The sequence below is a fragment of the Streptococcus sp. E29BA genome (genome assembly GCF_041807805.1).
Lineage (GTDB): Bacteria > Bacillota > Bacilli > Lactobacillales > Streptococcaceae > Streptococcus > Streptococcus entericus.
The window spans coordinates 1-12585 of sequence record NZ_JBGTZA010000044.1; the positions used below are offsets into that span (position 1 = coordinate 1).

A 12585-nucleotide genomic window follows, 5' to 3' on the forward strand; every position below is an offset into this window, starting at 1 on the left:
CAAGCAATTAGCGATTATATTTTTTACTACAATAACAAACGAATCAAAACAAAATTAAAAGGACTTAGTCCTGTGCAGTACAGAATTAAATCCTTTCAATAATATTTCTTGTCCAACTTTTGGGGGTCAGTACATCGTTGCAGTTATTTATCGACAGATTAACATGGGTTACTCAACCAAGGTGGTTTTGTTGATGTTAACCTGTTGCCTACACCACTGGGACTTTTATCCTTCGTTAATGAAAACGAACTATTCTGTAAAACGATAGACAGGATAAAACACAGTTTTCCCAGTCTAAAAAGTGCGAAATAAGCGGTGAACAAGTTCACTCTACAGTACCTGGCACTGCTTGTCTCATGGCTGAACAACTGTCCTCAATATGGAGAAAACAAGATGATTAAACGTTTGGAGAAACCTGAAAGCATTGCTCACTTGTTTAACGGGTGGGAACAAGTGCTTCTAACTGCTTGCTTAACTTGTCAGATGGGTGATGTCTGGGGGTGACCAGTCAGACAATCCTCAATCTGTTTTGGCACGAATCGGGCAATTTGGTGCCTTTGGATTTTTGGCAGGAGAGCCACTGCTCAATCTGGTTGAACACTGTCATGGTCAAGACATCATTCTAGTACCGACTACTGATGCATGGGCAAACCTGATTGAGCATCATTACGGAGAGAAAGCACACGGTTTTACCCGATATGCCATGATTGCGAATCAGTTTGATCAAGCTAGGTTAAGAATTTTGGCAGATGGCCTACCTGATGGCTATCGTTTAGAGTATCTCAATGATTTGGCTTATGACCAGTGTTTAAGAGAACCGTGGTCGCGTGACTTGGTCGGCAACTTTCCGACAGCAACTGCTTATGCCAAAGATGGATTAGGCGTGGTTATCTGGTTTGGTGACGCTGTCGTAGCAGGAGCTTCCTCTTATGCTCGAACAGATGACGCTATCGAAATCGACATCAGCACCCATCCAGACCATCGCTTAAAGGGATTAGCAACGGTGGTTGCTGCACGTCTCATCCTGCGATGCTTAGAGCAAGGTCTCTCTCCGTCATGGGACGCCCATACGCTCATTTCTCGCCAATTAGCTGAAAAGCTGGGCTATGGCTTAAATTACCCTTATCAAGCTTATGAGATTTCTTGGGAAATTTAAGATAAAGTTCTTGCCAAGCTCTGCTATTTTTGGTAAAATGTAATGGTTAATAACTATGGCTCACAAAGGGCTATGGCAGAAAGGATTTTTTACGATGAGAAAAGACATTCATCCAGACTACCGTCCAGTTGTTTTCCTTGACACAACAACTGGTTACCAATTCCTTAGTGGTTCAACGAAACCATCTAAAGAAACTGTTGAGTTCGAAGGCGAAACTTACCCACTGATTCGTGTGGAAATTTCATCTGACTCACACCCATTCTACACTGGACGTCAAAAGTTCACGCAAGCAGATGGACGTGTGGATCGTTTCAACAAAAAATACGGTCTCAAATAAAAACCCCTATTTCTCAGTGGAAATCACTGAGAACAAGCCTTTTCCGAGAATATCGGAAGAGGCTTTTTATGTGCGGCAACCATTTAGGCGCACTAAAAAAGTGGCTGGACATCCAGCCACCTGACTAGTTAAGAGTGCTTCAAGGGACGAGCTAATAGATAGACACCGGCGAGTAAGCACAGCACAGCATAAATGAGCACAATCGTCTGAGTATTTAGAAAAATTTGTTCCAAAAAAGCTGGCAAAATCGACGAACTTGCTCCACCAAGATTACAGCCTACCAAAACAATAGTCATCTTTTTATTCAATAGACGAGCTGAAACACCTTCTGAGGCTTGATTGAACACGATAGTGAGAACAGTGCTGTAACAAAAACCAGACAAGATGGCGCCCGTTCCAAGCACTAAAAGACTACTTCCCAAACTAACCAACAACACTAATCCAGCAAAAAGAAGAACTGACAAACCCAGCAACTGGCGACCTAATCGTTGTACCAGAAAGCTAAACGAGAGCCCTGCCAAAATTCCCATCAGCATCATAGCACTGATGATTCTGCTCGACTGGGCTGCTGTCCCTAGACCAAGCCCTTCAACAAGTAATGGAATTTTCAGGGTCAGCATGGTATTGATATGAATAACAAAACCCGCTATAAGACCTAAAAAGATGGCTTGTCGCCACTGTGATTTCGGCAAACGAACATCTGCGTCACTATCTTGATGGCGCTGACCGGGCTGTGTTTTTGGCACAAAAGCCAGATACAGCCCCAAAATAAGAAAGGCAACCAGATAAATGGCAAAACTGGCTGTCCAGCCCAAAGGCAAGAGAAGCCCGACCAATGCAGTCAAACTAGCTGAGCCGAGCACTTCTGCTGCACCTCGAAAGCCGAGCATTTGCAAACGTTCCTGACCATCATAGTGACTACTGATAATATTGATGGCTCGCGCATTGATAAACCCAAGACCGGTTCCAAGAATCAACCGTCCTAAGAAAATCAGCACGTAAGACCTTGTCACCAAAGGTAGACTACCGCCGCAAGCTATCAGTACCAATCCCAAACTAATCATGACCGGCTCAGGCAGATAGCCCTCTAGGTAAGGATTAACCAGCAGAGAAACCATGATGGCTAAGGACGTCACGGTAATCAAAAACTCAACCTGAGCACCAGAAATCCCTAACGGCTCAAAAAAAGCAATCATGGCAGGTAAGGCAGGCGACACTGCAAAGGTTGACACCAGCATTACCGACAAGGATAGGATGCTCATTTTTTCAATCAAACGTTTCATAAAACCTCCAAAATAAAACGGACATCTACCGGCTGGTAAGATATCCTTCACTACCAAATCGACTACTTGGTCAAATCAAATCGCTGGCTCAAATGCTCAATCAGCAATGACCCGATTAAAAGCGAAGCCAATTCTCCCAAACCTGTTGTCACCCAAGTCAAGAAAAAGGGAGCTCCAGCAATAATAGTCAATTCTGCTGCAATGGTAAACATGCTAGCTGCAAAAAATAAGGAAAAATAGAAAAATGCCTTATTAAAGAGTCCACCCAAAACGCGCTCATTCTGGTATTTTTTGAATAGCATAACTCCCAGAGCAACGAAAACTAAGGTCGATAAGCCCCCTACAACCACATCAATCAAGCCATAAGTAAACAAGTTGGCAATAACAACACCCGCAGTAACAGCGATGATGTATTTCCGATGGAAAAATGTCAAGAAGTTCATCATCTCTGATATCCGAAACTGGTACGGACCGTAGCTGATGGCATTAAACGGTGGTGTAATGGTCAACACAACATAAATAGCAGCAACGATAGCCATGTGCGTGTAGTCAGTAACTGTCAATTTTTTCATTTCTTTTCTCCTTTAGCGGCTTTCCCGCATCTAATATGCTCGGCGAAAGGGAAATAAGCACCGAGGGTCCGTAAACGAACGTTTTTATTGTAGCATATTTTTAGTTTTTTTGGTATAGTCTGAGTATGAAAAAATTATTTAATAACGAGATTTTTAGCTACCTCTTCTTTGGTGTCTTGACCACCCTTGTCTACCTCAGCATCCGCTTTGCTTTATTTGAATTTCTAAAACAAACGGCTTTGCACTCAGCGGTTATTGCTAACATGACTGCTATTATCTTTGCCTTTTTAGTCAACGATACCTTTGTTTTTCGGCAAAATAAGCAGGGCTGGCAAGCACGTTTTGTTAAATTTTTCCTGGCACGACTTGGCACTCTTGCACTCGATGTGATATTGGCCTATATTTTCATTGATAAATACCCGCAACTGATTGGTCAGTTTGTTCATCATGACCTCGCCATGATCAATAAAATTGAGAGCGTCATCGCCCAATTCCTGATTGTGGTTGGCAATTATTTCATTAGCAAACTCCTCATTTTTACCAATAAAAAATAATCTAATCCGTAACTCTTCTCGAAAGGAGTAACCATGCCACACACCTTCAAAGGATTCTCCGCCTTTTCCTTGCGCTTCATCGCTATGATAATCATGCTTATTGACCACACAGGTGCGGTCTTTTTCCCACAATTTCTGTGGCTCCGCTACATCGGACGATTAGCCTTTCCCATCTTTGCTTTTTTAATCGTAGAAGGCTACAGCTACACCAAAGATTTCCGCCGGTATCTTTTAAGATTATCTGCCCTCGCGGTCATCTCCGATTTCCCCTTTCATCTCATGTTACAGGGCACCTGGGGCTATACCCCCTTTCAGAATGTTATCTGGACATTTGTTATCAGCCTGATAACCATCTGGCTGGTTGACCAAAGCCGTCAAATCTTGCCAAAATGGGGCGCATTAGCTAGCGGTATCCTGATCACTGCTATCGCTTACAACCTCGCCCAATTTCTCGATACCGATTACCGCGGTCTTGGTGTAATAACTGTTCTTGGATACTACTTATTCCGAGGCACCACATGGTCACACCGCCTCGGTCAACTGTTCACCCTCCTCTTGGTCAATCTAGGACTTGCCAACCTCTCCTACCTTGGTGCCAACGGCTGGGAAAACCTCCCCCTGCTCTTTCAACACTTTGGCTTCTCATTTTTGTCGCCTCAACTCTATGCTCCTTTGGCACTGGCCTTTATCTGGCTGTACAATGGCAGAGCTGGCTACAAATCTAAACCTACCCAGATAGCCCAGTATCTCTTCTACCCTATCCACATGCTTATATTGGGAATCCTAGCATTTTATGTTTTCTAAATCTTTCACTTAACATCAATAAAATAGATTTTATCACAAAAAACGAGGACATGATCCAGTCCTCATTTGATTATTTATTCCCTATTTTCTATAAAATAAGTCGTCGCAGTGACCAATAGGTCCTGCTTTTATTTTTTAAAGATACCTAGCGGTTTACCAAATGGTAAAAATTGGTAACCGAAGTGACCGTTTAAAATATTAACCACAAAGCCATAGAAAGACACAGCTGAAATCGCCAGCTCGCTATAGGCAGCTAAGCTATGCATGGCATGCTCTGCGATGCCCAAGGTCGAAAGGGTCAGACCGATGAAGAGAAGGTCAATCAAGACAAAGATGGTCAGTAAAGTCTTATTGGTCTCAGTCGCAGCTAGGGTCATCACCAGCGTGAAAATCAGGTAGCCCAGAAAAGCAAAACTCAACTGTTTCACATCAGCCAGCTCTGCCATTTTAGCCCCAAAAACGCCGTTTTGGGTCATCCAACTCATAGCAACGCCAAACCAGAACAGGGCGTAGGCACCAAAAGCCGTCGTCCCAAAGAGGTTTTGGCGCTTAGCATCGTGAATACAGGCAAAGAGCTGGGCAAAGGCACCGAGGAAGATGGCCCACGGGATAACCAACGACGTCCCCTGCGTGATGCCTAGTTTTTGAGAAGAGGCAACAAGAGTAACAATAGCTAAGCCAAACAGCCCTAAAGCCGATGGGTCAGCATTTGCGATTTTGATGATTTTGGTTTCAGACATGAGGTCTCCTTCTAAAATTGTAATCATCAACCTTTATAGGGTAGCAGATTTTACGTTTGGTGTCAACGGGGAATTGTGGCGATAAACATCAATTTGCGCAACATTACGAATCCCTACCCCATCGCTTTCAACTCCAATAACATATCCCTGATTTGGGCAGCCAGTTAACTATTTAAAACAGGCATCTAGTTTTTTACTATCTGGAATCTAAACTTAGCTGCTCTATACTTTTGATTAATTACTCCACAAATAAAAATTCTACCCACCCTAAATTTTGTAAAGAATTAACTAACTTAAAATATCTAATCATGTTATAAAAACGTTTTTAAATCTAATACTTCAGATACTCTATTGTACTCAATGGACTCAGAATCGGCCTTAACACATTCAAAAACTCCCTTGAATACATAATACGTTTTTCCGAACACATCCGTTTGATGTGCAAAAACTATAGAATTTTTAACTATATTTTCAATTAACATTATTCCATCATTTTTAGTTTGAATAATCTTCACATCATCAATCAATTCGTTTGTCCAATCCCTGTTGCTATAAAGTTTAGGAAACCAAACTTGCGTATTTTCTAAAATTTTCCAAGTTGCTCTCTGATGACCTTTATAGTCTTTGCCAAATAATTTCAAAACATCTACATGCGTTCTAAATTTAGCATTATCTGTAACTTTCAACTTTCCTCTATCAATCCATTATTGTACATCAAATCGCTTGTCAAATTGAAAGGGCATAAACTGATTTGCTTTAATCTTGGAATTTTTACAATTTCTTATCTCTTGAACCAGCCTTTTGATTTGTTCATCAACATCGTATAAGTCAGTTATAGTAATTCGTTTTATAGTTATTCCTGTAAGATTTATGATCTCTTTTTCTCTATATTTATCAAGTTCAAAGTTTTTTATATGATATGGTTCATCTATCTCAACCGCGATATTGAACTGCGGGAAAAATAAATCCATGAGATAATTCCCATTGGGTTTTCTAACAACTTACTGAGTTGTGAACTCTATCTCAAAATCATCTAATAAATGTATAATCCTTGATACAACGTAATACTCATATTTTTTATGGCTAATTTTTGTCATCAAGTTAGCATAATATTCTAATTCTGTTATTTCTTTCGTCATCTCATTCTCCCGTAAACCTTATTTACCCCATCGCTTTCAACTCTAGCACCATATCCCTGATTTGGGCGGCCAGTTCGAAGTCGAGGAGTTCTGCGGCGGCTTGCATTTCTTTTTCCAGTTTCTTGATGGCGGCTGTCCGTTCGGTCTTATTCATAGCCGAGTAGTCCACGGTCTCTTCTGCCACCTCACCCTTAGCAGACTCGGTGATGACGATGAGGTCGCGGATTTCTTTTTTGATGGTTTGTGGGACAATGCCGTGCTTCTCATTATAAACCATCTGGAGTTGACGGCGGCGGGCGGTTTCATCCATAGCCCGTTGCATGGACTCGGTCACCTTATCGGCATACATGATGACATGGCCTTCGGCGTTACGAGCTGCCCGTCCGATGGTCTGGATGAGACCACGCTCATTGCGCAGGAAGCCTTCCTTATCCGCATCGAGGATAGCGACCAGCGACACCTCTGGCACATCAATCCCTTCACGCAGCAGGTTAATTCCAATCAGCACATCAAAGACACCCAGTCGCAGGTCACGGATAATCTCCGTCCGCTCCAAGGTCTTGATGTCGCTGTGCATGTACTTGACCTTAACCCCCATCTCCTTGAGGTAGTCGGTCAGGTCTTCTGCCATTTTCTTGGTTAGCGTGGTGACAAAGACCCGCTCCCCTTTTTCTGCTCTGCTATTGATTTCACCCAGCAAATCATCCATCTGCCCCATGGTCGGACGCACCTCCACCTCGGGATCCAGCAGCCCTGTCGGTCGGATAATCTGCTCGACCACGGTCTCGGTCTGCTCCATCTCATAGTCGCCAGGGGTCGCCGATACATAGACAATCTGATGGACGTGGCTCTCAAACTCCTCACGGCGAAGTGGGCGGTTGTCCAAAGCCGATGGCAGGCGGAAGCCATAGTCGACCAGCATCTGCTTGCGGCTGCGGTCACCGTTGTACATGCCCTTGATTTGCCCCATGGTCATGTGGCTCTCGTCGATCATGATGAGGAAATCCTCTGGGAAAAAGTCCAGAAGTGTATAAGGCGGCTCGCCCTCTTGTCGTCCATCCATGTGGCGAGAGTAGTTCTCCACGCCATTGGTATAGCCCATCTCCCGCAACATCTCGATATCGTAGTCCGTCCGCTGCTTGAGCCGCTGGGCTTCGAGGAGCTTACCCTCTTGTTCAAAATGGCGGAGCTGCTCTTCAAGCTCATCTTGGATTTGGGCAATGGCCTGCTCCATGTGGTCTTCATTGGTCACGAAGTGGGTGGCTGGGAAGATAGCCAAGTGGTCAACTTCACCCAGCACCCGCCCTGTCAGGCTTTCGATTTCACGGATACGGTCAATCTCATCACCGAAAAACTCGACCCGAAAGGCATGCTCGTCTCGGCTAGCTGGAAAGACTTCCACCACATCACCCCGCACACGGAACCGCCCCCGCTGAAAGTCGATGTCATTGCGTTCAAACTGAATATCCACCAGCGCATTGAGCAAGTCATCACGAGACAACTCCTGACCAGGACGCAGACTGACCACGCTGTCCGAGTATTCCTTGGGGGACCCCAAACCATAGATGCAGGACACTGAGGCCACCACGATAACATCATTACGCTCCAGCAGAGCTGAGGTCGCCGAGTGACGAAGTTTGTCGATTTCGTCATTGACCGAGCTATCCTTTTCGATGTAGGTATCGCTGGATGGCACATAAGCCTCAGGCTGGTAGTAATCATAGTAGGACACGAAATACTCCACAGCATTATCAGGGAAAAATTCCTTGAACTCGCCGTAAAGCTGACCAGCTAAGGTCTTGTTGTGGGCAATGACAAGCGTTGGTTTGTTAACACGAGCAATGACCTGACTCATGGTGTAGGTCTTGCCCGTTCCCGTTGCTCCCATGAGGATTTGAGCTTTTTCGCCTCCCTCGATATTATCCACCAGCTGCTCAATGGCCTGCGGCTGGTCACCTGATGGGGAATATTTGGAGACTAATTTGAATTGATTATCGGATTTACGGTCAATCATTATGCTTTTCCTTTTTCTTCTTTTATCCTATTTTACCACATCAGAAACTATTTGACTGACTTGAAATCAAATCTATCGAGACTCTAATTTTTATAATGTAAAAAAAACTAACATCAATTAAAATCGTTTATTGACTGACAGAAAAAATCTTGTTATAATAGCCCTATATCTAACCAAGGAGGCTAACTTTGAAGCGATTTTTAATTTTTATGACGTCACTTTTTATGACATTTCTTGTGATTTTATCTGGTGGACTCGTTGCTGCAGATGACACTATCGCAAAACCGATCAAATCGAATTACCACATCGTCAGTGATTCATCATTTGCACCCTTTGAATACCAAAACGACAAGGGCAACTATGTCGGCATTGACATGGAGCTAATTCAGGTTATCGCTGATCAACAGGGCTTCAAGATTACCATCAGCAACCCAGGTTTCGATGCCGCCCTCAATACGGTTCAAGCCGGTCAGGCTGATGCCGTCATCGCTGGCATGTCCATCACCGATGCCCGGCGAGAAATTTTTGATTTCTCCGACCCTTACTACACCTCAAACATTTTGCTGGCGGTAAAAAACGGAAGCAATATCTCTACTTACGAGGACTTGACTGGTAAAACTGTCGGCGCCAAAAATGGTACCTCGTCCTACAAGTTTTTAGAAGAAAATCAAACAACATACGGCTATACCCTCAAGGCTTTTGATGAAGCCTCAGCCATGTATGACAGCCTCAATTCTGGCGCTTTAGATGCTCTAATGGACGATGAAGCGGTTCTCCGCTATGCTATTACCCAAGGCAGAAACTTTGCTACCCCAATCTCAGGCGAGCCATCAGGTGAGTATGGTTTTGCGGTCAAAAAAGGCAGCAACCCCGAACTCATCACCATGTTCAACAATGGGCTAGCCGCCCTCAAAGCTAACGGAGACTACGACAAAATTATTGCCAAGTATCTGGGCGAAACCAGCACAACCGCATCAGCTGTTAACGAGACTACCATCGCCGGATTGATTAGCAACAATTACAAGCAACTCCTATCTGGGCTTTGGGCAACCTTGTCTCTGGCTTTGATCTCTTTTGCCTTAGCGACTGTGGTCGGCATCATCGTCGGTATGATGTCCGTCAGCCCTATAAAGGCTCTACGCATCCTTTCAGCTATCTTCGTCGACGTCGTACGAGGCATTCCCCTCATGATTGTCGCCGCTTTTATCTTCTGGGGCATACCTAATCTCCTTGAGAGCCTGACCGGTCAGCAGAGTCCCATTAACGACTTTGTGGCTGGTACTATTGCGCTAACGCTCAATGGCGGAGCTTATATTGCCGAAATCGTCCGCGGAGGCATTCAAGCCGTACCTGTTGGTCAGATGGAGGCTTCTCGTAGCCTAGGCATTTCCTACGGAACCACCATGAAGAAAATCATCCTGCCACAGGCCACCAAACTCATGTTACCCAACTTCATCAACCAGTTTGTCATCTCACTCAAAGACACGACCATCATCTCAGCCATCGGAATGGTTGAACTCTTCCAAACAGGGAAGATCATCATCGCCAGAAACTACCAATCCTTCCGCATGTATGCTATACTAGCAGTGATGTATCTGGTCATCATTACCCTACTGACCAGACTAGCCAAGAAACTGGAAAGGAACTAAGCCATGACCACAACAAGAGAATTAAAAATTGATGTGCAAGATTTGCACAAAACCTATGGTGATAACGAGGTGCTAAAAGGCATCACTGCCCAATTCTACGAAGGTGATGTGGTATGTATCATCGGTCCGTCAGGATCTGGCAAATCAACCTTCCTGCGCACCCTCAACCTGCTTGAGACCATTACGAGTGGCAAGGTGATTGTGGACGGCTTTGACCTCTCCGACAAAGCCACTAATGTAGACAAGGCAAGGGAGAACATCGGCATGGTCTTTCAGCACTTCAACCTTTTCCCTCACATGACCGTGATTGAAAACATCACCTTTGCCCCTGTCGAATTAGGCAAGCTGAGCTCAAACGAGGCTGATAAGGTCGGTCACGACCTTTTGGAAAAAGTTGGATTGGCCGATAAGGCAGATGCCTACCCAGACAGCCTGTCAGGCGGTCAAAAGCAACGGGTCGCCATTGCACGTAGTCTGGCTATGAATCCAGACATCATGCTCTTTGACGAGCCAACCTCTGCTCTTGACCCTGAGATGGTTGGCGACGTGCTCAATGTTATGAAAGATTTGGCCGACCAAGGTATGACCATGCTAATTGTCACTCACGAGATGGGCTTTGCTAGAAAGGTGGCCAACCGTGTGATTTTTACAGACGGCGGTCAATTCCTCGAAGATGGCTCCCCAGAGCAACTTTTTGACAACCCACAACACCCACGTCTCAAAGATTTCTTAGATAAGGTCTTAAATGTGTAATGTAGATTCCCTTCACTGAGTTGAGGGGAATTTTTTGCAACTGCCAATCAAAAATCAAGGCAAGTGCCAATAGAGCTAACCATGTAAAAGTTGTTACAGCATGTTTTTTGTGTTTAACATGTTCTTTTCATCAATTCTTGTGAAAAATCAGAAAATATGGTAAAGTAGAAAGGTCATAAAAAGAAAAGGAGACACTTATGGTTTTACCAAATTTTGACCAGAACCTGAAAAAATACGCCCAGCTCTTGATTGCTAAAGGCGTTAACGTCCAAAAAGGGCATACCCTCATCATCTCAATTGCTGCTGAGCATGTTGCCTTCGCCCGCCTCTTGACCGAAGAAGCTTACGCCAAGGGAGCTGCTGAAGTTATTGTAGACTTCGTTGATGACAAAATTTCTCGCCAACGTCTGCTCCATGCTGACATTGAGCGTTTGGAAAATGTACCAGGCTACATCGTTGAACGCTCTCGCTATTTGCTCAGTAAAAAAGCTAGCCGCTTAGTTATCCTATCATCTGACCCTAACGCTTACGGTGGGGTTAACCCAGACCGCATTCAAACAGCTCAGAAAGCTATGGCTATCGCCCTCGAAGAGCAACGTAATGCTAGCCAAGCCAACAAAATCAGCTGGAACTTGGCCTCTGCTGCTAGTCCAGAATGGGCGGCTATGGTCTTCCCAGACCTAGCGAGCGAAGAAGAGCAGGTTGATGCTCTCTGGGATGCCTTCTTCAAGATGAACCGCATCTACGAGGATGACCCTGTTAAGGCTTGGGACGAGCACGAAGCTCGCTTGACAGAACGCGCTGCTTGGCTCAACGAGCAACAGTTTGACGCCCTCCACTACACTGCTCCCGGCACTGACCTTGTCCTTGGTATGCCAAAAGACCACAGCTGGCAAGCTGCAGGATCTATCAATGCCCAAGGTGAGAAATTCATCGCCAACATGCCAACTGAGGAAGTCTTCTGTGCGCCTGACTACCGTCGCGCTGATGGTGTTGTGACCTCAACGAAACCACTCAGCTACGCTGGTGTTGTCATCGAAGGCATGACCTTTACTTTCAAAGACGGTCAAATCGTTGACGTTAAGGCTGAAAAAGGTGAAGAAACCCTCAAACGCTTGGTGGAAGAAAACGATGGTGCCCGTGCCCTTGGTGAAGTGGCTCTGGTACCCCACAAGACCCCAATTTCATTGTCAGGTCTGACCTTCTTCAACACCCTCTACGATGAGAACGCCTCTAACCACTTGGCTATCGGTCAAGCCTACGCCTTCTCCATCAAGGGTGGCACTGAAATGACCCCTGAACAGCTCAAGGAAGCTGGACTCAACCGCTCAACCGCTCACGTGGACTTCATGATCGGTTCTGAACACATGGACATCGACGGCATCAAGGCCGACGGCACTCGTGTTCCAATCTTCCGTGGCGGAGAATGGGCTGAATAATCCTTATCATATAAAAAAGGGCTCTATAATTTTTGTAGTGGTTAAATCCACCTCGGAGATTATGGAGCCTTTTTGAGTATGAAAAAAGCCCATATGACCTATAATGAAAAGCGACTAAATTCACATTAGAAAGACTCATATGGAA

The 12585-nt window shown here is 44.8% G+C and carries 12 protein-coding genes, 2 pseudogenes and 1 riboswitch; of the genes and pseudogenes, 8 read left to right on the forward strand and 6 right to left on the reverse strand.

Features of this window, described 5'->3' with window-relative positions; all coding sequences use genetic code 11:
* The 3 genes from ACERC8_RS08895 to ACERC8_RS08905 form a co-directional block, all read left to right on the forward strand.
* Positions 1 to 102: IS3 family transposase (locus tag ACERC8_RS08895; protein WP_373659547.1), on the forward strand; the 102-nt coding region annotated here is incomplete at its 5' end.
* Positions 103 to 490: 388 nt separating this feature from the next.
* Complete coding sequence (locus ACERC8_RS08900; RefSeq protein WP_373659538.1) at positions 491 to 1156, forward strand: GNAT family N-acetyltransferase; 666 nt, start codon at positions 491 to 493, stop codon at positions 1154 to 1156.
* A gap of 94 nt (positions 1157 to 1250) precedes the next feature.
* Positions 1251 to 1493, forward strand: a complete 243-nt coding sequence (locus ACERC8_RS08905) for a type B 50S ribosomal protein L31 (protein ID WP_018367403.1) — start codon at positions 1251 to 1253, stop codon at positions 1491 to 1493.
* Positions 1494 to 1621: 128 nt separating this feature from the next.
* Here the strand turns inward: ACERC8_RS08905 and ACERC8_RS08910 are convergent, their stop codons facing one another.
* Both ACERC8_RS08910 and ACERC8_RS08915 read right to left on the reverse strand, forming a co-directional pair.
* Positions 1622 to 2776: an MFS transporter gene (locus tag ACERC8_RS08910; protein ID WP_373659539.1), complete on the reverse strand. Its 1155-nt coding sequence runs from the start codon at positions 2774 to 2776 to the stop codon at positions 1622 to 1624.
* A 62-nt stretch (positions 2777 to 2838) separates the two neighbouring features.
* On the reverse strand, positions 2839 to 3348 hold the full coding sequence (locus ACERC8_RS08915) for a QueT transporter family protein (RefSeq protein WP_373659540.1): 510 nt from the start codon (positions 3346 to 3348) through the stop codon (positions 2839 to 2841).
* Positions 3346 to 3445: riboswitch (PreQ1 riboswitch) on the reverse strand. (Overlaps the previous gene by 3 nt.)
* Before the next feature lie 28 nt (positions 3446 to 3473).
* Between ACERC8_RS08915 and ACERC8_RS08920 the strand changes: the two genes are divergently transcribed.
* Both ACERC8_RS08920 and ACERC8_RS08925 read left to right on the forward strand, forming a co-directional pair.
* Entirely contained in the window at positions 3474 to 3902 is a 429-nt protein-coding gene (locus tag ACERC8_RS08920) for a GtrA family protein (RefSeq protein ID WP_373659541.1), read from the forward strand.
* Positions 3903 to 3935: 33 nt separating this feature from the next.
* Positions 3936 to 4706, forward strand: a complete 771-nt coding sequence (locus ACERC8_RS08925) for a TraX family protein (protein WP_373659542.1) — start codon at positions 3936 to 3938, stop codon at positions 4704 to 4706.
* Positions 4707 to 4834: 128 nt separating this feature from the next.
* On the opposite strand, the gene ACERC8_RS08930 is transcribed toward ACERC8_RS08925, so the two are convergent.
* From ACERC8_RS08930 to uvrB, 4 genes and pseudogenes are all read right to left on the reverse strand, one after another.
* Positions 4835 to 5446: an acetate uptake transporter gene (locus tag ACERC8_RS08930; RefSeq protein ID WP_373659543.1), complete on the reverse strand. Its 612-nt coding sequence runs from the start codon at positions 5444 to 5446 to the stop codon at positions 4835 to 4837.
* A gap of 311 nt (positions 5447 to 5757) precedes the next feature.
* Complete coding sequence (locus ACERC8_RS08935; protein ID WP_373659548.1) at positions 5758 to 6147, reverse strand: hypothetical protein; 390 nt, start codon at positions 6145 to 6147, stop codon at positions 5758 to 5760.
* A 3-nt stretch (positions 6148 to 6150) separates the two neighbouring features.
* Positions 6151 to 6585 (reverse strand): annotated as a pseudogene (locus ACERC8_RS08940) (AbaSI family restriction endonuclease).
* A gap of 22 nt (positions 6586 to 6607) precedes the next feature.
* Positions 6608 to 8599 (reverse strand): excinuclease ABC subunit UvrB, encoded by a 1992-nt coding sequence (gene uvrB, locus ACERC8_RS08945; protein ID WP_373659544.1) that lies wholly within the window; start codon positions 8597 to 8599, stop codon positions 6608 to 6610.
* 278 nt (positions 8600 to 8877) lie between these two features.
* Here uvrB and ACERC8_RS08950 point away from each other — a divergent pair.
* From ACERC8_RS08950 to ACERC8_RS08960, 3 genes and pseudogenes are all read left to right on the forward strand, one after another.
* Positions 8878 to 10248 (forward strand): annotated as a pseudogene (locus ACERC8_RS08950) (amino acid ABC transporter substrate-binding protein/permease); the annotation flags it as partial.
* Between the two features lie 3 nt (positions 10249 to 10251).
* Positions 10252 to 11001: an amino acid ABC transporter ATP-binding protein gene (locus ACERC8_RS08955; protein WP_373659545.1), complete on the forward strand. Its 750-nt coding sequence runs from the start codon at positions 10252 to 10254 to the stop codon at positions 10999 to 11001.
* A 197-nt stretch (positions 11002 to 11198) separates the two neighbouring features.
* Positions 11199 to 12440: an aminopeptidase gene (locus tag ACERC8_RS08960; RefSeq protein WP_373659546.1), complete on the forward strand. Its 1242-nt coding sequence runs from the start codon at positions 11199 to 11201 to the stop codon at positions 12438 to 12440.
* Positions 12441 to 12585 lie beyond the last annotated feature (145 nt).